Here is a 20,826-nt window from a genome sequence, read left to right on the forward strand (position 1 = left end):
TCTGGGTTGGCGACCCCGGGCCGGTCAGCCCGAGGTCCGTTACGATCCGCCTTGGGTGAGGTCCCGGAGGTCGGATTCACGGGCGCAACGATCGCGTCCGTGAGATTTGGCAAGGTAAAGCGCTGCATCGGCACGTCTGAGCCATGCATTGGCGTCATCGCCAGGGTGCCATTGCGCGACACCGGCGCTGATCGTGAACTGAAGCGTCCGGTCGTCGACGGCAATGCGACTGGTGCGAACGGCTTCGCGCAGCCGCTCGGCGGCTTCGAAGGCTCGGGCCTCCGTGGCGCCACTCAGGATGATAGCGAATTCTTCGCCACCCAAACGACCGCAAATGTCATCTTCGCGTAACGATTCGTGACAGAGGTGGACGAAGTTGGCCAAAACCGTATCGCCGAGCGCATGACCCCATGTGTCGTTGATCTGCTTGAAATGGTCGAGATCCACGAGTATGACGCAGGCGGGCATGTCGGTCGCTTCGGTTCGCGAGACTTCCGAATACAGGCGCTTGAGGAAGTGGCCGCGCGACAGCGCTCCCGTGAGCGCATCGTATTTCACTTCATGCTCGAGCGCGGCATTCTTGGCGAGGGTGTCGGTCAGTTGAAGTTTCTCCCGACGCAGATATCGAACCAGCAGGTACAGTGCGCCAGCGGAGCTCAGCAGCAAGGCAAATACCAGTACCGCGTAGCGGCGGCGTTCGATGGACAGGCTGCCGAGCGTGGGTGCCTCGCTCATGGTGTAGATCACGAGATCGTCGTCGGTCGACACCTCGGCTTCCATCAGGAAGGGCTGATTGTCCGGGCGTATGCGAACGAGACGCGCCGTGCGTTTACCGGTGTCGCCATCGCTCTGATGTCGGAATATCGCCGGCGTGCCGGGCGCAAGGTCGTATGCTTCGATGGGCACTACGGTGAAATCTTCCCGCTTGTACAGATGGCGCCGTTCGTCAGGCGTCATGTCGAAGATCCTGGCGCCGGGCACGGCCAGGCCGGTGAATGTCGGATCGTTGGCGAGCACGATGACGCCGTTGGGATCCGTGACAAACGAAGCGCCGGTGTCCACCCAGTGCGAGAGCCGGCGAATACCCAGCTTGACGACCACCACGCCGACGAGCCGGCCGTCGTGATAGACCGGCGCCGTGAAGTAGATGCCGGGGAGTCCCGTCTTGCGTCCGATGACGTACTGCTGGCCCGTTCCGCCGAGCACGGCCGCGTTGAAGTACGCGCGGTCCCCGAAGTTGTCGCCGACGAGCGGACTCGCCGTGTCGGCGTCGCTGGACGCGATCGTCACGCCGTCGGCCGTGCCCAGCCAGACGAGATCGGCGCCGAAGTATTGTTGCGCGGCGCTCAGCAGCGCGTTCACGGGTTTGAGTTGCGGGTTGGCAAGCAGCGCATGTCTGGCCGCTTTCGGCGACAGGCTCGTCAACGGGTGGTCGGCGACGGCCGCCGCGGCATTCTGAATCTGCCCGATTTGTGCAAGCACGCGGGGAATGCCGCGAATGAGCATCAGGTCCTGATTGACCGTATGGACCGTGCCGTGTGCCAGCCGGCTGGCGATACTGCGCTCTTCGAAGAGCAGGCGCGCCAAACGGCTCGCCACGAGTTGATCGGCGGCGAAGCGGGCGAAGGCCCAGGCGGCAAGCACACCCAGCAGGATGGTCATGCCGCTTACGAGGGCGGAGACAGTGCGGCGGCGATTGAACAAATCGTTGAGCAACGGCAAATGCGGGTGCAGACGCGTTTACAGGCGCCCGTGCCAGTCTCGGATGAATGTCTCGATGTGCCCGGGCGGAAGTGGACGTGTGCAATGATACCCCTGCCACGCATGGCAGCCCATCGAGGCGAGGGCGTCGCGTTGCGCGCTGGTCTCGACACCTTCCGCGACGGTTTCGATTTCCAGCTTGCGGGCGATGGCGATGATCGCACGGATGAGTTCGGTGTCATAGCCGCCGAGCAGCACGCCGGCCACGAACTGGTAATCGATCTTCACGGTACCGAACGGCCAGCGTTTCAGACGCACGAAGCTCGAATATCCGGTGCCGAAATCGTCGAGCGACAGACGCACGCCCATCGCCACGAGTTCGTTCATCAATGTAGCGGCTTCGTCGAGGTGAGAAATCAGCGACGATTCGGTGATTTCGATCTCGAGCTTGTCCGGGGGCACGCGGTGGTGCCGCAGGGCGTAACGTACGGTCTCCAGCGTCTGCACGCGCATCTGCTGCGCGGACAGGTTGACGGCCACGCGGGGGTATTCCTCGCCCGCCTTGTGCCACTGATCGAGTTGCCGGCAGGCCTCCTGGAGGGTCCAGTCACCAATCGGTCCGATCACGTCGCACCGTTCGGCTGCCGGAATGAACTCGCCGGGCATGATCAGCTCGTCGTCTCGCTGCCAGCGGATCAGTGCCTCGAGTCCGGTGAGCCGGTGAGTCCGCATATCGATCTGCGGCTGGTAATGCAGGCGGAATTCCGAATCCGAGAGCGCGCGTCCGATGGCACTGCGCCAATACTGTTCGTTGCCGGCTTCGTCCGGCGGGTTGATGCCCTCGGTCGGCGCGCAAGGGGCTTCCGTAACGAGAAAGCGCGATGCGCTCTCCCGTATGGCCTGATCGGCGACGTCGGAGGTGTGTTCGAGCAGCGTGGCAGGCCACACGGGCACCTGCGGCAAGTGCGTGATGCCCGCGGAAAGGATCGGGTAAAGCAGGCCGTTGCCGCACGGAACAGGCGACTCGCCCGCGCGGATGAAACGGCGCGTGACTTGCACGGCGGCTTCACGGCTGCCGAGGTCGCGAAGGAGGATGGCGATCTGCTGATCGGACACCCGGCCAATGAGATCGCGCCGACGGATGCGCGAGCCGATCCGGAATGCGATGGTCGCGAGCAGATCGGCGTCGGAAATGGCGGATTGGCTTGTCGCCGTGCGCTGGCCTCGCCCGACGTGCAGAACCACCAGCGCACTGTGGCTGTTGGGCGGGCTGGGGGTTCGCAACTCCAGGCTGAGGGCGCGCAGGAGCCGCTGGCGGTCCAGCAGGAGATCGGCGAGAACGACTTGCCGGCGCAGCGCGTTCGTATCGTTCATCTCGGCAGGCGGGCACGCGTTGCCCGCTCGGTTGAACGTTGATCATTGCCGCATGTAAAGCCGCAGGGCATCGCAAGCCCACGCGTCGAACAGGTCGTGCCGCCAGAAAACCCTTGAATCATGTTCTGCATAAGACGCGTAAATGTGTCGGCCATCGAGCGGGGAACCTGGCGTGCGTGAGCGCCGTCGCGCCACCACGTGCCGTCCTCCCGCGCTCCGGCAGACCGCGCGCAAGGCGTGGCCCGACTAGAAGCTCGTGCCCGGTCGCGAAACCGGGTTCTCTCGTTTTTAACGGCACCCTTGGCCGAAAATTGAGTTGGGGTTTCACCTATGGCCGGGGCGGCTTGGCCGTGCCAGCCATTCGCGCCCGCGAAGCATGTAATCCCAATAGACCTTGGGCAGTACGTACTTTTTGAGCATCCAGGCGGCGCGGGTCGCGCGCGTGCCGTCGATCGGGAGCGTGGGCAACAGCTTGCCGCCATAGCCAAACTCGGCGAGCACAATCTTGCCGTGTTCCACCGTGAGCGGGCAAGCGCCGTAACCGTCGTAATGCAAGGGAAGGGGGCGGCCGTCCATGGCGGCGAGCAGATTCTCGGCCACCACGACAGCCTGTTTGCGCGCGGCGGCGGCGGTCTTGGCATTGGGCGCCGAAATGGCGTCTCCGAGCCCGAAGACGTTCGCGTGGCGCGGATGGCGCAGCGTGGCGTGATCGACTTCGCACCAACCCGCCGCATCGGCGAGCGGGCTGGCGCGCAATACGTCGGGTGCGCTTTGCGGCGGCACGACATGCAGCAGGTCGAACGGCTTGTCCACGAACTGCGACTGACCGTCGGCATCGAAAATCTCGAATCGAGCCACACGGCGCTCACCGTCGACCGCGCGAAGATGCGACAGATGGTTGAGCGAAATGCCGTAGCGTTTCACATAGGTCATCAGTGCGGGAACGTACTCCTTCACGCCGAACAGCGCCGGCGCCACCAGATGGAATTCGATCTGGGACTTGTCGAGCACGCCGTGCTGGCGCCAGGTGTCGGCCGACAGATACATCGCCTTCTGCGGCGCCCCGGCGCACTTGATCGGCATGGGCGGTTGCGTGAAGAGCGCGTTGCCGCCCTTGAATTCGCGTACCAGCGACCAGGTATACGGTGCGAGGTCGAAGCGATAGTTGGACGTGACGCCATTGCGGCCCAGCGTATCGGTCAGGCCGTCGATCGCTTCCCAGTTCAGTTGCAGTCCCGGCGCCACGATCAGGTAGCGGTAGGTCAGCGGACGTCCGTTTGAGAGCAGAATCTGCGAACGTTCGGGCGCGAAAGCCGTGATGGCCGCCTGAATCCAGTTAACGCCCTCGGGGATGACGCTTGCCATCGGCCGGGCGGTGCGGGCAGGATCGAATTCACCTGCGCCCACTAGCGTCCATGCCGGCTGATAGTAATGCGTGTCGGCCGGGTCCACGATGGTGATCGTCAGGGATGGACGGCGACGGCGCAGGCTGGCCGCGACGGAAATGCCGGCAGCTCCCCCACCCATGATGACGATGTCGGCGCTGCTTTGCGACGAAGGCACGGGCGTCGCGGTTACATCGCTGGACATAATATCTCCGACAAAGAAGCAAAAATTGGAACGGATTGCGACGTATCCGTGCACATCCTGAGCATCGAACGGCGGCGCCCTGCACGAACGAAGGGCTTGCGTCGCGACGCGTGCGGGACATTGTATAGAAACTGCGGTGTTTTGCCCCTGTTTTCAGGGCGGGCACGGTGAATCGTCACAATCGCCCGGGCGCCGGCGTCGAGGCGCATCGGAACGAGGGGCGCACAGCACGCGGTTCGTCGAGGATGTCGCGCTGGGCGAGCGATGTCTGGTGCCTCGGATATCGCGCGGGCAGCACGGGCGGCGCGCTCGTCCGGGGCATCGACACTCGCGCTGGCGACGTCGACATGTTGCGTGGCAGGGCGTAACTTGCGCGTGGGCGCCGTACGGCGGTGGTCAGGCGCTGAGGTGGCCGCGCGCGTCCGGATTATGCATGCAGAGGACCGTGGTCGCACGCGACGTCGATGGGACCGCCTTCGCTGTGGCAGGCGCAGGCTTCACCGTGAGCCCCTTGCATCAGCGCGCGCAGGATGCCGCAATCGCTCGTCTCGTGTCGGCTCTGGCATTGCGCCTGCAGATGGAGCAACTGCTGCTCGAGCGCCTGCAACTCATGGATGCGGGCATGGACGCGGCCCAGATGCGCCTCGATCAGCTGATTGGCGTCCTCGCAGGTCACGTTCGAATCGTGGGCCAGTTCGCTCAAACGCTTCGCGTCGGCGAGCGGCATGTCGAGCGAGCGGCAATGGCGAATGAAGCGAAGGGCTTCCAGATGGTCTTCGCCGTAGGCGCGGTAACCGCCGTCGGTCCTCGGCGGGGCCGACAGGAGGCCGGCGCGCTCGTAGTAGCGGATCGTTTCGACATCGGTGCCCGCCGCCCGGGCCAGTTCTCCGATTTTCATGCTTGACTCCGTAGTGACTACAGGGTTTTCAATGGAGAGTAACACGAATCAGTCAACCAGGAGTTCACATGTCCAAACCCTCGAATCCCTCGGATGTGGCTCGTCTGGCGGGCGCGAGCGTGACGGATGGCGAGGCGCTGGCGCACTGCGGCGACGTTTCCGGCCACGCGCATGGCCACGACCACGGGCATGCGCATCGGCACGATCATGACGCCCCGCATGACCATGCGCACGGCCACACGCACGATCACGGGCATGATCGTGGCGATGTCTGCGCGTCGGGTGCGGCAAACGGGCATTCCACGGCTTCGTGCTGCGCCACCGGCGCCGAGCTCGCCCCTATGGCACCGACAACAACGCCCGATGCCAACGCGCCGCAGGCGCGCTTCCGTATCGACCAGATGGATTGCCCCACGGAGGAGCGTCTGATTCGCGACCAACTGGAGCGTCGCCCTGGGGTCGATGCCCTGTACTTCAACCTGCTGAAACGTGAACTGACGGTCGTGTTCGATACCCGCAGTTCGGCCGACGACGTCAGGCGCCATGGCGACGAGGTGGCCGACACCTTGCGCAAACTCGGCATGACACCGGTTTCGCTCTCTGGAGGCGATGCCGCGGCGCCGCCGCCGGCCGGACGCAAGTCCGACGTGGCACGTCTTGTCATCGGCGGCGTACTCGCCGCGGCGAGCGAGATTGTCGTCTGGTCCGGCGTGCCGGAGCATAGCCCGTGGGTCGGCGCCATGGTGGTCGCCGCGATTCTCGCGTGCGGCCTGCCCACGCTCAAGAAAGGCTGGATCGCGTTGCGCCACCTCACGCTGAACATCCATTTCCTGATGTCGCTTGCGGTCATCGGCGCGATGGTCATCGGCCAATGGCCGGAAGCGGCGATGGTGATCGTGCTTTTCGCGCTGTCCGAGAAGCTCGAGGCGGCGTCGCTCTCGCGTGCACGCCGCGCCGTGGAGGCGCTCATGCGTCTGGCACCCGATCAGGCGTCGGTCGAGCAGCCTGACGGCAGCTGGCGCGAGGTGCCTGCGGCGTCGCTAACGATCGGCGCGCGTGTGCGCGCTCGTCCGGGGGAGCGCATCGCTATCGACGGCGTCATCGAGCAAGGGAGTTCGGCGCTCAACCAGGCATCGATCACGGGCGAAAGCGTGCCCGTCGACAAGACCGTGGGTGACGACGTCTACGCGGGCAGCATCAACGAGAGCGGGCTGATCGTCTACCGCACCAACGTGGCGCCGGGTGACACCACGCTCGCGCGCATCGTTCGCATCGTCGAGACGGCGCAGCAGCAGCGCTCTCCCACGCAGCGCTTCGTCGACAAGTTCTCGCGCATTTATACGCCGGTCGTCGTGCTCTGCGCATTGCTCGTGGCAATCGTGCCGCCGCTGGCCTTCGGTCTTGCGTGGTCGCCTTGGATCTACAAGGCTCTGGTGATGCTGGTCATCGCGTGTCCCTGCGCGTTGGTGATCTCCACGCCGGTGACCGTGGTGAGCGGTCTGACCGCCGCAGCGCGCGCCGGCATTCTGATCAAGGGCGGCGCTTTCCTCGAGAGTGGCCGTTTGATTCGGGCGGTGGCGCTCGACAAGACGGGCACGCTTACGCGAGGGGAGCCGCACCTCACGGACGTGGTGCCGCTGGGGCGCGCGTCGCACGACGACGTGCTGACGCTCGCCGCCGCCCTCGATGCGCAGAGCACTCACCCGATCGCGCGTGCGGTCGTCGACGGGTTCCGGCAGGCGAACCTGGGAGCGTTGCCGGAAGTGACCGAGGCCGAGGCGCTTGCCGGCATGGGCGTAAAGGGGCGCGTGGGATCGATGCTGTATTACCTTGGCAATCATCGTCTGATCGAGTCGCTGGGCGTGTGCAATGCGACCGTGGAAGCGGAGCTCGCGCGTCTCGAGGCGCAGGCGCGCACGGCAATCGTGCTGGCCAGCGAAACGCAGGCGCTCGCGGTACTGGCCGTGGCGGACACGTTGCGGGAAGAAAGTCGGGAGGCCGTTGCGCGATTGGCAGACATGGGCGTGAGCACCGTCATGCTGACGGGCGACAATCGCGCGACCGCGCAGGTGATCGGCGAGCAGGCCGGCGTGAGCGATGTGCGTGCCGAGATGCTGCCCGAAGACAAGTGGCAGGCGGTGTCGTCGCTGCGCGACAAGTTCGGTCACGTGGGGATGGTCGGAGATGGCATCAACGATGCACCGGCACTGGCTGCCGCCGACGTGGGCTTTGCGATGGGCGTCACGGGGACCGATAGCGCGCTCGAGACGGCTGACGTCACCCTGATGGACGACGATCTGCGCAAGCTGCCGGCGTTCCTGATGTTGTCCCGGCGTTCTGCCACGGTGCTCAAGCAGAACATCGCGGTGGCATTGGCCATCAAGGCCGTGTTCTTCGCCCTGGCCGTTCTTGGCCTGGCGTCGCTGTGGATGGCGGTGTTCGCCGACGTGGGCGCGAGCTTGCTGGTGATTGCCAACGGCATGCGTCTGCTGCGCACGAAAGTGGCATGACGCACGGCGGGCGTGAGAGCTCGCCGACGCCGGCGTCACCCGCGCCCTTGACGCATGCCACGTTCGAGAGTGTGGGCGTCGGGCAGATGACACAGTACATGGGCTGCGCGACTCGTGGTATTCACGATCAGGGTGTCGAGGCGCCCCGCGAGTGTGTCGCGGTGGGCGGCGCTCAGGGGCATGGCTTCGATAAGACGTTGCGCCACGACCGCGTCATTGAGTTGCCCCAATAATTCCTGCGCGGCGTGCAGCGTATCCTGGTAAGGCGAGCGGACCGCCTTGCGCATCCATGGCGCCAACGCTTCGGCGCTGTAGCGTGCCTGTTTGAGTTTCACGCGCAAGGCGTGCAGTTGCTCGGTGTCGAGCATCGCCAGCTGGCGCGCTTCCGGAAACAATGCGATGTATCGAGCGCGCAGCACATTGTGCGCATGTCTTGCCAGCGCACGAGGGCGCTTGCCGGGGGTGCGTGACGGGCGTCGCAGCGCCTTGGCGGCGCGGTGCGCGACACTGCCGTCGTTGCGTACGCCGAACGCGTCGCGCAAACGCGAGTGCAGTGCGCGCTGCCGAGCGCTCGTCAAGGCTTCGGCCGCCATGCTGTTGGCGTCGCCACGCAGTTTCGCGACGTGTGCGTCGACGGTGGGCCAGTCGATATCCGGATACTCGGCGCGCAACGCGGGCAATGTCGACGTGGCCAGCACATCGGTGTCTCGCGTGAGACCGGTGGACTCGCCAAGCCAGCGCAATTCTTCCAACAGCTCGCGGCGCCACCGCGGTTTGATCCACGGCGAGAAGACGTCGATCAGCGTGCGCAGGCGGCGCGCGGTAATTCGCAGGGCATGAAGCGCTTCCGGATCGATGGATTCGACAGGCAGGGATTCGGCGTTTGCCGCCCGCGATGTTGGCCATTGCGTCAGCGCAAACGCAGCGAGGGCAACGAGCAGACGTGCGGCCGATGTGCGCCGCGCCTGCTTGGCGCCGGGTGGGCGCGGCGCTGCCGCTTCGGCGTGGCCGTGAGCGGGCGATCCTCTGGCAGAGGCGGCATTGGCCGCAGTGGTCGCGCGTGTCATGTCACGCAACATAGCATAGAAGGCTTGGGGCAAGCGTGACGAAAAAATGCGATGCACCTCGATGCCGCCGGGCGTGGTCGAGCGCCCGGGCCGACGCGGAGGCGGCGCGTAAAGTGCATGACCCTGCGAAAGGGCAAGACACCGACGGTGGCGCAAAGTCTGGCTCGGTGCATCGCAAACGATGCCGAGGAACGGTACGCGGGGGAGGGGGATGGCGGGCCGCAGGCCCTTGAACTGACGAGGGGGAATTCGTCGCGGGCGCCCGGATTTCCGAGAGTCGGTGCGCAGGACACCCGCGAGGCGCGCAGCGTTACATCAGTCGTGGACCTCGAAAGAGGATGATGCAACGTCTATTGATTGCTGCCATCCGTGAACGGCCGGGCGAGCAAAAAGATAGGCCGGCACGAAGGCCGGCCTGCGCGCAACTGGCTTTACTTCTTGTTCACGGCGTCCTTGAACGCCTTGCCAGCCGTGAACTTCACGGTCTTGGCAGCCGGGATCTTGATCGCTTCGCCGGTCTTCGGGTTGCGGCCGGTACGCGCGGCACGCTTGCCCGAACCGAACGAGCCGAAGCCGATCAACTGAACCGTATCACCCTTGGCGACGGCCTTCTTGATGACCTCGATCAGCGTGTCGATGGTTTCGCCGGTTTGAGCCTTGCTGGCACCCGTAGCGCCGGCGACGGCGTCGATCAGTTCCTGTTTGTTCATGTGTGTTTCCCTTGAGAGGTGGTGAATACCGGCGACAACTCTAACACTTTCGCCATTTGGCGAGTGCCGGTGTTGTATCCGCGCCATAAGGCACGCGGCTCACGCCAGAATGTCGCCTTCGCGGCACGTTACGCGAACTCGATCCGGGGATCGGTTCCGTCACATATCGTGAGGGCGCTGGCACTGGCCGGGCAGCCGCATTATAGAGCCATCGGCGGGCTGTGGGCCAGTCCTGACAACGGTTTGCGGCGATTTTGTTGCGCTATGCCGCGTACTTTCTCGTTCTTGGCGGCAAAACCCCGGTAACTGCGGGCATCTTCGGTCATGGCCGCCCGCAATCCCTTGTCGGGCGGGCTTTGGGAGTTTCCCTAGCTGATCGGGGCTTGCGCCACCGGGCGACTTTTGGTTGGGGCGCGTATGCACGGCATCGGCGACTGTTCGGGCGTCACCGGCGTGTCATCTGCAACGTCTAGCGTGTCGCGGCTCAGTGGACCGCGCGCGAGCGTTCGCGTCCTACACTCGAATGGCGGCGCCATTCGCCACCAAGGAAAGCCTCATGCTCCTCTGCCAGATCACCGATCTTCACGTCACGCGTCCCGGCGCGCTGGCGTGTGGGCGTGTCGACACCGCTCTTGCGCTGCGTCGTGCGATCGCTGCCATCAATCACCTGCAGCCGCGTCCAGACGCGGTGATCGCGACCGGCGATCTCATCGACACGCCGCATCCGTCGGAATACGAAGTACTTCGCGAGTGCCTGGCGGAACTGACGATGCCGTTGTACCTGGTTGTCGGCAATCACGACCATCGTGAGGCATTGCGCGACGCGTTTCCCGATCACGCCTATCTGCGAACCGGTTACGAATTTTTACAATATCGTGTCGACTTGGGGCCGATGACCGTGTTGGCGCTCGACACGCAGGACCCACCGGGCGCGAGCGGCCATCTTTGCGATTCGCGTCTCGCCTGGCTCGACGCGCAATTGCACGCCTGCGCCGGACGCCCGACGATCATCGCGATGCACCATCCGCCGTTCGAGACGGGAATAGCGTTCATGGACGGCTACGGATTGTCCAGCGCCGGGCGCGAGGGTTTCGCGCGCGTGACGTCGCGCCACGGTCATATCGAGCGTGTCATTTGCGGTCACCTGCACCGCAGCATCCAGGCCCAGGTTCCCGGTGCACCCAATGTCATGGCCAGCACGTGCGTGTCCACCGCGCATCAGATCACGCTTGGACTGGCGCCCGGAGCTCCGGAGACGATCTCGCTCGAACCGCCCGGCTTCGCGTTGCACCTCTGGCAAGCCGGGTCCGGCGTGCGTACTCACCAGGCGTTCGTCGGCCCGTACGACGGCCCGTACCGCTTCGACGGTACGTCGGTTTCCTGACGTATTTTGAGCGGCGGACCGGCGAGAAAAATGGGGACGATAGTGGGACCCGCCGTGTGTAAAGTGCATTCCCATCAAACATAAGAGATCAGTTCGGATCAGCAGTCAAAGGCCGTTCCGGAGCGAGCGTTCAGAGAGACGACGCGCGGAACGGGAACGACGGGGCGTGAAGCCGACGTCATGCGGACCGCAAGCGCGGCCGATGTGACCCTTGGCGAGCGCTCTCGATCCGCTGCCCGGGATCCCGGCGAAATCTGCCGGCCTTGGCGCCTTCCGAAAACGGGGAATCATGCGAACCGCCATCGCGCCATGGTCGCGCGAACGCCCGCGCATTGCGCCGGGCCTGTCGATCGCGTGCAAAGACACGCCGCCAAGTGACCGGCATGCAGGCGCCTGGTCCGCTTGGCCAATCCGGGACGTTCGGTCGAAATGCCGCCACGCGAGCCCCCGGTGAGTGCCGCTTCGCCCAACGATGGCGAACCGGCCCGCGACACCATGGCTTCGGCACGGGTGCGCAGCGCCCAGCCTCTGGGCAATCTCGGACGCTGGGGCCGCTGGATCGCGCCTGCCATCGTTCGGCCGTTCGCCATGCTCGAAGTGCCTGGCGGTATGGTGCTCGCGATAGGCGTCGCGTGGCGCCTGCGCCCGGACGATCCGCTCCTCCTCGGCGCGCAATTCCCATGGCTCTGGCTGGTCGCCGTTGTCGCCGCGCTGCGCTATGGCTCGCTCGCCGGCGCGGTCAGCGGCGCGATGCTCGCCGCCGCCTGGTATGTGCTGTGTGCACCGGCGGGCGGCACGTTTCCCGTGGTGCACTTCGCCGGCTGGATGACACTGGTGCTGATCGCGGGCCATTTCTGCGACATCTGGTCACGCCGCACGCATCGCGCGCATGGCATCAATGACTACTACAGCGACCGGCTCGTCGCGATTACCCACAACCATTACCTGCTTCGCGTGTCGCACGAGCGGCTCGAACGCGATCTGCTGGCAAGGCCCATGACATTGCGCGACGCGCTGACGCGTTTGCGCGAGCTGACCCTGCGTCGGGCGGGTGACGTTCATGGGCACGCGGGTGGACTGCCGAATGCTCAACCCATGCTCGAATTCGCGGCGCTCACGTGCCAGATCGAAGTGGCGTCGTTGTTTGCGGTGCGCGGGCAACGCCTTCTGACGACACCGGTCGCGCGTGTCGGCGAAGGTTTCGAGCCGGACATCGATGACCCGCTCGTGCAGCACTGCGTGCGCGACGGCACGCTCGCCCATGTGCGCCCCGATGACGCCGCGAGCGACGCGAGTCCGTATCTCGTCTGCGCGCCGATGTTCGATGGCGATGGCGCGTTGGCGAGCGTGTTGATCGTGCGACGCATGCCGTTCCTGGCGCTCAATCATGACAACCTGCAACTGTTGCTGGTGCTGCTTGCCTACTATGCCGACGGGGTCGCCCACCAGCCGCTGGTGGCGAGCGTGCGCGAATCGGTGCCGCAGGTGCCGTACGACTTCGCGTTGGAACTCGGGCGTCTTGCCCGCCTCAAGCGTGCCAGCGGTATCGAATCGTCGCTTGTCGCGCTGGTGTTCCCGCGAGGGTCGCGCGGCGATTCGCTATTCGAACAGACGGTGCGGCAGCGTCGCGCGCTCGACGCCGTCTGGACCATCGGCACACCGCGCAAGCAGATTGCCGTGGCGCTCATGCCGATCACCGACGAGCATGGCGTGGACGGTTACCTGATGCGGGTGGAGATGCTGCTGCGTGAGCAATATGGCGTGGATTTCCAGAGCGGGCACGTGGCGGTGCATGCATCCCGCGTCGAGGCATCGGCGCCAGGCGAGGGCTTGCGCGATCTTGTGGCCCGGTGCGTCGACCATGACTGAGCATGCAATGCCGCACGAGCGCGCGAGACCCGGTCGCCGGCTTCGTCGCCGAGGTGCCGCCCGCGCGGTGTGGATCCTGCGTGCGGCGCTCACGCTGATTCTGGGCGGGCTGGCTATCGCCGTGCAGTGGCATGTGATGCGTCTCGTGCTGCATGCACCGGCGGGGGCTGCGGCCGACGTTGGCGGGGCGCCGTCGAACGCGCCGTCCGGGGGCGTTGCCCTCACAACGGTGTTGGCGTGGCAGGGTGTTTGCGCACTGCTGGCCGGGGGCTTCGTCATGCGTGTGTTGCCCCAAGGCTACGGCGGACGACGCGACGCGTTCTGGCATGTGGCGTTGATCGCCTTTTTCCTGCCCGTGGCAGGCGTGGCGGTCGTGCTGAGCGTGTTGCTCGTCGGATACGTGTTTCCGCCCCCGCGCGAAGCGCCGGCCGCCATTCGCGTCACCGCGCCAGGGTTCATCGCGCATCTCATTGCGAAGGTTCGGCATGGCACGGGCATGCGATTGCGCGCGCGATTGCGAAACGTCGGTGGGGCACGCGCCGACCGGCTCGACGCGCTGATTTCGGTGCGGGCGCTGCCGTCGCGGGTCACGAGTGAGATTGCGCGTGACTTGCTGGCCGATCCCGTGGAGGAGGTGCGGCTGCTCGCCTACGGCATTCTGGACGGCATGGAGAAGCGCATCTCGCGGCAGATCTTCGCCATGCGCGAGCGTCATGCCGCCGCACAGGACGACGAGTCGCGCGCACACGCCTGCCGCCATCTCGCCCAGTTGTATTGGGAACTGATCTACCAGAATCTGGTGCGCGGCGAAGTCCTGCGATTCACGCTCGAGCGTGTAGAGCAATTCGCGCGCGATACGCTTGCGCTGCACGAGGACGACGCGTCGATGTGGTACCTGCTGGGCCGCTGCGCGTTGCTGCGCCAAACGCCCGATGTGGCCGAGATGTACCTGCGCCATGCGCAGTTCCACAGCTTTCCCACCGAGCGCGTGCTGCCGTGGCTGGCAGAAGCGGCGTTTCAGCAGCGCCGCTACGACCGGGTGTCGCAACTGCTGCGCGGACTGGGAGCGAGTGATGCGGCGGCGAAGGGCGTTGCGGTCTCGCCAACGGTGCAGCCCGCTGTGCAGTTCTGGACACCTTGAGCGCCATGCCGGTATCCCACTCTGAAATTCGTTCCACGCGCGTCGAGGCGTCGCAGGCCGATGTGGCGCTGCTGCTCGAAGGCACGTTTCCCTACGTGCGAGGCGGCGTGTCGTCTTGGGTCGACCAGCTCATCCGGGCATTGCCCGATCTGACGTTCTCGGTGGTGTTCATTGGAAGCCGCCGCGCCGATTATGGCGAGCCGGTCTATGCGATGCCGGACAACGTCGTTCATTTCGAGGCGCACTATCTTTACGCGTCGACCGGAGAGGTCTCCGGCACGCGCCGTTCACCGTCGGGCGCGGATGACGCTGCCGCGTTCATGCAGATTGCCCAATTGCACGATCGCTTCCGGCAGCATGATGCCGCCGGGGCGGCGCGCGTCGCGACGTCGGGACTGGCGTCGAGCCCGGAGGCATGGCAAGAAGCCGCGCCGGAACCCGGTGCGCAGATGCGTGCGGAGGATCTGAGCGCGCTGCTTGCCCGGATCCTGCCAATGCTGAGCGACGACGGCGCGCTGGCCCAATCGGCCTTCCTGCATGGCGAGCGCGCATGGCGCTTCATCACGCAGCGGTACGAGCGGTATTGCCATGATCCATCCTTTACCGATTACTTCTGGTCGATTCGCGCCATGCACAAGCCGATTTGGCAGCTCGCACGCATTGCTCGCGGACTTCCGCCGGCGCGCATGTATCACACGGTGTCGACCGGCTACGCGGGGTTGCTGGGTGCGATGCTGCGCGCGAATACCGCGCGCCCGTTGCTCGTGACGGAGCACGGCAGCTACACCAAGGAGCGACGGCTCGATCTGCTGCAAAGCGAATGGCTGCGTGACAACCGAGGGCCGCTGGAGCGCGACATCGCCCGCGTGGGCTACTTCCAGAATCTTTGGATGCGCTTTTTCGAAGCGATCGGCCGCGTCTGCTACGACGCGGCCGACGAGATTGTGTCGCTCCACGAGGGCGGGCGAGCGCGCCAGATCGCCGACGGTGCCCCGGCTCACAAGACACGCTGTATCGCGAACGGCGTGGAGGTGGCCCGGTTCGGCGCACTGCGGGGAGCGCGCCGTGACGCCGCGGCGCATTCGGCCCACGCGCAGATCGCACCCGTCGTTGCATTGATCGGTCGCGTCGTGCCGGTCAAGGACATCAAGACGTTCCTTCGGGCGATTTTCATCGCTTATCGCGCGCGTCCCGACATCCAGGGATGGATCGTCGGGCCCGAGTCGGAAGACCGGGGCTATGCGGCGGAGTGCCGCGACCTCGCGGCGAGTCTCGGCATGGAGTATCAGGTGCGCTTCATGGGCTTTCAGGCCATCGAGTCGATCCTGCCGAGGATAGGTGTGCTGGCACTGTCGTCCGTGTCCGAAGGCTTGCCGCTGGTGATGCTTGAAGCGTCGGCTGCCGGTGTGCCGGTCGTGGCGACGGATGTCGGCGCGTGTCGTGAACTGATCGAGGGCGGCGACGCCGCCGACCGCGCGCTTGGCCGTGCCGGGCGAATCGTGCCGATTGCCGACCCCGAGGCACTGGCGTCCGCCATCGTTGAAGTGCTCGAGCCGACGCAGTGGCACGCGGCAAGCCGTGCGGGCATGGCGCGAGTCGAGCGTTATTACCGTGCGGATATCATGTGCGCGGCTTACCGGGCGCGCTACGCGCGCTGGATGGGCCGCGTCAACACAGGGCAGGGGCACGGCTGATGGCTGGCATCGGTTTCGAACTGCGGCGCCTGCTGCGCAGCGACACGCTCTCGGGCACGATTGCGGCGTATGGCTATGCGGGCATCATCGGCGCCGGCCCCTTGCTATTGTCGATGCTCGGGGTGGTGCTGGTCGGGTTGATGAGCCTGACTTACCTGCATCCGCGCGAGGTATTGGCGCAGTTTCAAGTGTCGGTGACGTACCTGATCGCGACCAGCGTCATCGCCACCGGGGTGATCCAGCTGGCATTCGCGCGCTACCTGAGCGACCGCCTGTTCGTGGGCGAACCGCAAGCGGTCGTTCCGTCGTTCAACGCCGTCTCCCTCGTGACGACGGTCGTGCTCGGCGCGCTGGGGCTGATTCTGGCCGAAACCTGTTTTGCCCGGCAGCCGCTGGCATATCGCTGGTTGATGTGGATCGGCCTGGTGCTGCTCGGCAATCTCTGGATCGTGGTGCTGTTTCTCACGAGCGTGAAGCAGTACCGGGCGATTCTCGGCGTGTTCTGCGGGGGATGCAGCCTGTGCGTCGTGTGCGCCGTGCTGCTCGGGCGTTTCGGGCTTGCCGGGCTGCTGGGGGGCTTCGTGATCGGGCACACGTTCGTGTTGCTCGGGCTCACGGCAATCGTCGTGCGCCAGTATCGCACCACGACGTGGCTGTCATGGGCGGTGTTCGTGCCGCGCAACGTTCGCTTCTCGCTGATCGGCGTCGGGGTGTGCTTCGCGCTCGGTGTGTGGGTCGACAAGCTGATGTTCTGGGCGTGGCCCACGACCGGCATGGCCGTGATTGGCCCGCTGCGCGCCTCGCCGTTCTACGATCTGCCGGTCTTCCTCTCCTACCTGTGCGTGATTCCTGGCATGGCGGTCTTCCTGCTTCGTATCGAGACCGACTTCGCCGAAGCCTACGCGGGATTTTTCGACGCCGTGCGACATGGCGGCACGTTGCGCCAGATTTCATCGGCGCGGGTGCTCATGGTGCGAGCGGTGCGCGCCGGTCTCTACGAGATCGTCAAAGTGCAGGCAATCGTCACGCTGCTCATATTCGCTTTCGGCGCAGACATCCTCAAACTCGTGGGCGCGCCCGTTGCATGGCAGCCGCTGTTGCGTATCGATGTCGTCGCGGCCGGGCTGCAAGTCTTGCTGCTCGGAGTGCTTAATGTGCTCTTCTATCTCGACCGACGGCGCGACGTGCTGATGCTCACGTCACTGCTCGTGGCGCTCAACACGGGCTTTACGTGGATCAGCCTGCAATACGGGCCGCCGCTTTACGGGGTTGGATTCGCGGCGGCGCTGCTGTGTGTGGTGATGCTCGGCGTCCACCGGCTGGCCCGGCGTCTTGCCGCGCTGGAATACGACACCTACATGGGGCAGCCGGCCTGAGGCCGTCGGGCCGCGGCGCCATCGGCGACCTCACCCGGCCCCCCTGACGGCCCGCACGGACAAATGAAAGCAATTCCCAATTAGGGTAAAATAGTGGGGTTTTCCCGCCCAAAACCGAAAGTGCGTCGACCCGATGCACCAGGCGCTCGGGCATCGGGGCCATCAAGGACGGCCCGTGCACACGCAACGCAGGCATTCCCGGCCGTCAGCGCCGCCGTTTTTGCCGATGTGCCGCGTCGCCCTTTGTCTAACGTCAAGCCAATATGAGTACTCAGAATCAACAGACCGTGCTGGAAGTCCACCACTGGACTGATACGTTGTTCAGCTTCAAGACCACTCGCGACGCTTCGTTCCGTTACGTCAATGGCCAGTTCACGATGATCGGGCTGGAAGTGGAAGGCAAGCCGTTGCTGCGCGCCTACAGCATGGCGAGCGCAAATTACGAGGAAGAGCTGGAGTTCCTGAGCATCAAGGTGCAGGACGGTCCGCTGACCTCGCGTCTGCAACACCTGAAGCCGGGCGACAAGGTCATCGTTGGCCGCAAGCCGACCGGCACGCTCATCAACGACAATCTGCTGCCGGGCAAGAATCTGTACCTGCTCTCGACGGGCACGGGCCTCGCGCCGTTCATGAGCATCATCCGCGATCCGGAAGTCTACGACCGCTACGAGCACATCATTCTGGTCCATGGCTGCCGCTTTGCCAGCGAGCTGGCGTATCGCGATCTGATCACCCAGCACCTGCCGGAACATGAGTACCTGGGCGAGTATGTCCGCGACAAGCTGATCTACTACCCGACCGTCACGCGCGAAGAATTCGAGAACCAGGGTCGTATCACGGAGCTGGTGGAGTCGGGCAAGATGTTCGCCGATATCGGCCTGCCGGAATTCACCCCGGAGAATGACCGCGTCATGCTGTGCGGCAGTCCGGCCATGCTCAAGGACACGCGCGAGTTGCTCGAAAAGCGCGGCTTTGTGGAAGGTCACAACCACGCGCCGGGGCATTACCTCGTCGAGCGCGCGTTCGTTGGCTGACATGGGGCATTGCCTCGCGGTGAAGGTCATTGCCTGATCGCGACACCGCCGTCCCCCCATCGTTGCATCGTGTCGCGCCGTATTGCCCTGCGTCGCCTCACCGCCGGGTAAGCGCGTCGCGGCCAGCGAAAAGCCCCCGTGAACCGGACACGAGTCCGGCTCACGGGGGCTTTTCTTTTTTCCTGCCGGCGCTCAGAAGTCCATCGTGGCGCTGGCGAGGAAGGTGCGCGTCGAACCGGGCAGCACGAAGCCGTTATAGGTCGTCGTCCAGTAGTGCTTGTCCGTCAGGTTGTTGACGGCGGCGCGCAACACGACTGACTTGCCGGCGATGCGCGTGGTGTACTTCGCCGACACATCCATGGTGGTGTAGGCGGGAATCGACAGCGTGTTGGCTGCATCGACCTCCTGCTGGCCGGTGACCTTCACGCCCGCGGCCACGGTCAGGCCACGGACGAACGGCGTGTCGTATTCGACGCGACCGGTCACCACATACTTCGGCGTGGCAAAGATGCGCTTGCCCGCCACGCTCGGATCGTCAACGCCCACGGCCTTCGTATTAAGCAGCAGCACGCCGCCCAGGACCCGCCAGTCGCGCGCGATACGTACCCAGCCACTCGCGTCGAGCCCCTGGAAGCGTTGCGTGCCGTCCTGCACGAAGTCGTTGGCCTGGTTCGTGTACGCATAACCGCGCTCCACGCGGAACAGCGCGAGATTCGCGCCCCAGCGTTGCTTGTCTGCTTTCCAGCCCACCTCGTACTGCTTGCTCTTGAGCGGGCCAAACGTCTGCGGATAGTTATTGTCGGTGACGCCTGCCGAGCCGCCCGGTTCGAGCGATTCGACGTAGCTCGCATAGACCGTGGAATCCGGATCCGTCTTGTACATCAATGCGAGCGTCGGCGTGACCGGCTTCGCGCGATATGACGTGCTCGTCTGTCCGGAAATATCGTACAGATCGTCATTGAACTGCGTGTAGCGCAGTCCGACCAGCGCGGAGAGGCGCGACGTGATACCCACCGTGTCGCTGGCGAAGATCGCACGCTGCGAAATCTTTTCGCTGCGATACGGTTCGTAATCGAGTCCGATGTCCTGGTTGGGGAGCAGGGACGGATTGTAGATATTGCTCGTGCCAAGGGCGATGCCGTCGCCGCCCCGACCGTTGTCGTTGAGCTTGACCTGGCTTTGGTACGACACCCCGAACACCACATCGTGCTTCAGCGGGCCGGTGTCGAACTTGCCTTGCAGCATGCCGTCCCAGGCCTGGTAGTAATAGGCCGTCTTCCACTTGTATTGCGTATCCGCATAGTCGCCCGCGGCATTGAGCACCGAAAGGAAGCTGTCGCCGTTCAGTCGGTTCTGCCGGGCAAAGCGGTACTTGAAGTTCGCCTTCCACCGATCGTTGATGCGGTAGTCGATCGCGGTGCCCGCGGTGAGGGCATCGGTCTCGTAATACGAGAAGGGCTGGGCGAGATTGCGCGCGACCTTGCTGGCGTCGGGTACCGCGCCGGCGCCCGAGAAGTTCAGGCCGAACAGGGTGCCGGTCGTCTGGCGCTTCCAGTACGCCACGTCCGCCGACCAGGTGAGATCGGGGGTAATGCGGAAGTCCGTCGCGAACGAGATCGTCTTGCGGCGCACGTGGTTGTTGGGCTCGGCCGTGTTGCCTTCTTCGTTCACGAGATTCAGGCGATAGCCGAAACGGTTGTCCGGGCCGAAGCGTCCGCCCAGATCGAGCTTCTGGCTCCAGACGTTGCTGGCTTCGTAGCCGACGGAGAACTGGCGCAGCGGCTCCTCCGTCGGGCGCTTGAGCACATAGTTGACGATGCCGCCCGGCGCACCGAAGCCATACATGAAGCCCGACAGGCCCTTGAGCAACTCGACCTGCTCGAACGGTTCGAGCGGAATGTCGGCCTGCCACGACACGAAATTCTGACCGTCGACCTTGGTACCGTCGAGCATGTCGACGCGCATGCCGCGCACCGCGAAATACGCATTCTCGTTTCGCTTGTTCTCCGACAGGGTGCTCACCGCGGGGTCCCACTTGAAGGCGTCCGTGGCGGTCTGCGCCATCTGGTTCTTGATCTGCTCGCTGTTGACCGCGACCACGGAGAACGGTGTGTCCACCGCGCGGCGAGTGCCGAGCGCGCCGCTCGAAACCCGCTCGACGCGCACATCGTCATCGCGCCCGGCCGACACGCTGGTGGCGGGCAGGGCGGCGGTGCCTGGCGCCACGTCAGCCGCGGCCGGCGCCTGCTGTGCCATCGCATTGCCAGCGCCCAGCGTGAGCGATGCGGCCCAAATGACGCCAACCGCCCGCGCGGGGAATACGCCGGTCACAGCGCGTGTAACCGATGACGGTTCGCAAGGCAGGCGCGACGAAGTCAAGCGAGACAGCAAGTCATGCGTGGTGCGCTCGCGTGCGGAGCAGGCGAAGGCGCGCCCTGTGAGGGGGCGGTGGTGCGACATCGAAGTGAATCTCCCTAT

Annotated in this window: 14 protein-coding genes; 7 read left to right on the forward strand and 7 right to left on the reverse strand. The window is 65.0% G+C overall.

The features are described 5' to 3' along the window. Positions 1–39: 39 nt before the first annotated feature. The 4 genes from PMO31116_RS00110 to PMO31116_RS00125 all read right to left on the reverse strand — a co-directional run bounded on the left by PMO31116_RS00110 (position 40) and on the right by PMO31116_RS00125 (position 5,563). Positions 40–1,662: a sensor domain-containing diguanylate cyclase gene (locus PMO31116_RS00110; protein ID WP_150564920.1), complete on the reverse strand. Its 1,623-nt coding sequence runs from the start codon at positions 1,660–1,662 to the stop codon at positions 40–42. Positions 1,663–1,740: 78 nt separating this feature from the next. After that, positions 1,741–3,075, reverse strand: a complete 1,335-nt coding sequence (locus PMO31116_RS00115) for a putative bifunctional diguanylate cyclase/phosphodiesterase (protein WP_150564921.1) — start codon at positions 3,073–3,075, stop codon at positions 1,741–1,743. Between the two features lie 324 nt (positions 3,076–3,399). After that, positions 3,400–4,665, reverse strand: coding sequence for an NAD(P)/FAD-dependent oxidoreductase (locus tag PMO31116_RS00120; RefSeq protein WP_150564922.1), 1,266 nt, complete (start codon positions 4,663–4,665; stop codon positions 3,400–3,402). 427 nt (positions 4,666–5,092) lie between these two features. Beyond that, positions 5,093–5,563, reverse strand: a complete 471-nt coding sequence (locus PMO31116_RS00125; RefSeq protein WP_150564923.1) for a Cd(II)/Pb(II)-responsive transcriptional regulator — start codon at positions 5,561–5,563, stop codon at positions 5,093–5,095. Between the two features lie 68 nt (positions 5,564–5,631). On the opposite strand from PMO31116_RS00125, the gene PMO31116_RS00130 reads away from it, so the two are divergent. Further along, positions 5,632–8,073 carry a heavy metal translocating P-type ATPase gene (locus PMO31116_RS00130; RefSeq protein ID WP_150564924.1) on the forward strand — a complete coding sequence of 814 codons (2,442 nt, stop codon included), beginning with the start codon at positions 5,632–5,634 and terminating at the stop codon, positions 8,071–8,073. Positions 8,074–8,108: 35 nt separating this feature from the next. Here PMO31116_RS00130 and PMO31116_RS00135 read toward each other — a convergent pair whose 3' ends face one another. Together PMO31116_RS00135 and PMO31116_RS00140 are read right to left on the reverse strand one after the other, a co-directional pair. Continuing rightward, positions 8,109–9,140: a CHAD domain-containing protein gene (locus PMO31116_RS00135; RefSeq protein WP_174970652.1), complete on the reverse strand. Its 1,032-nt coding sequence runs from the start codon at positions 9,138–9,140 to the stop codon at positions 8,109–8,111. A gap of 431 nt (positions 9,141–9,571) precedes the next feature. Then, the gene (locus tag PMO31116_RS00140) at positions 9,572–9,850 is read right to left on the reverse strand and encodes an HU family DNA-binding protein (protein ID WP_023596162.1); all 279 of its coding nucleotides are present in this window, start codon (positions 9,848–9,850) and stop codon (positions 9,572–9,574) included. A 556-nt stretch (positions 9,851–10,406) separates the two neighbouring features. Between PMO31116_RS00140 and PMO31116_RS00145 the strand changes: the two genes are divergently transcribed. The 6 genes from PMO31116_RS00145 (at position 10,407) to PMO31116_RS00170 (ending at position 18,348) form a co-directional block, all read left to right on the forward strand. Next, complete coding sequence (locus PMO31116_RS00145; protein WP_150564926.1) at positions 10,407–11,234, forward strand: phosphodiesterase; 828 nt, start codon at positions 10,407–10,409, stop codon at positions 11,232–11,234. Positions 11,235–11,684: 450 nt separating this feature from the next. Next, a complete protein-coding gene (locus PMO31116_RS00150; protein ID WP_246185075.1) occupies positions 11,685–13,103 on the forward strand; it encodes a PelD GGDEF domain-containing protein in 1,419 nt (472 codons plus the stop codon). Continuing rightward, positions 13,096–14,244: a lipopolysaccharide N-acetylglucosaminyl transferase gene (locus tag PMO31116_RS00155; RefSeq protein ID WP_150564927.1), complete on the forward strand. Its 1,149-nt coding sequence runs from the start codon at positions 13,096–13,098 to the stop codon at positions 14,242–14,244. The genes PMO31116_RS00150 and PMO31116_RS00155 overlap by 8 nt, the downstream gene beginning before the upstream one ends. A 5-nt stretch (positions 14,245–14,249) precedes the next feature. Further along, positions 14,250–15,938 carry a GT4 family glycosyltransferase PelF gene (pelF, locus tag PMO31116_RS00160; RefSeq protein ID WP_150564928.1) on the forward strand — a complete coding sequence of 563 codons (1,689 nt, stop codon included), beginning with the start codon at positions 14,250–14,252 and terminating at the stop codon, positions 15,936–15,938. After that, positions 15,938–17,314, forward strand: coding sequence for an exopolysaccharide Pel transporter PelG (gene pelG, locus PMO31116_RS00165; protein ID WP_150564929.1), 1,377 nt, complete (start codon positions 15,938–15,940; stop codon positions 17,312–17,314). The genes pelF and pelG overlap by 1 nt, the downstream gene beginning before the upstream one ends. Positions 17,315–17,577: 263 nt before the next feature. Further along, positions 17,578–18,348 carry a ferredoxin--NADP reductase gene (locus PMO31116_RS00170; protein ID WP_023596159.1) on the forward strand — a complete coding sequence of 257 codons (771 nt, stop codon included), beginning with the start codon at positions 17,578–17,580 and terminating at the stop codon, positions 18,346–18,348. A gap of 192 nt (positions 18,349–18,540) precedes the next feature. Here the strand turns inward: PMO31116_RS00170 and PMO31116_RS00175 are convergent, their stop codons facing one another. Then, complete coding sequence (locus tag PMO31116_RS00175) at positions 18,541–20,679, reverse strand: TonB-dependent siderophore receptor (RefSeq protein WP_246185076.1); 2,139 nt, start codon at positions 20,677–20,679, stop codon at positions 18,541–18,543. Positions 20,680–20,826 lie beyond the last annotated feature (147 nt).

Origin of the sequence: Pandoraea morbifera (assembly GCF_902459575.1) — a bacterium.
GTDB lineage: Bacteria > Pseudomonadota > Gammaproteobacteria > Burkholderiales > Burkholderiaceae > Pandoraea > Pandoraea morbifera.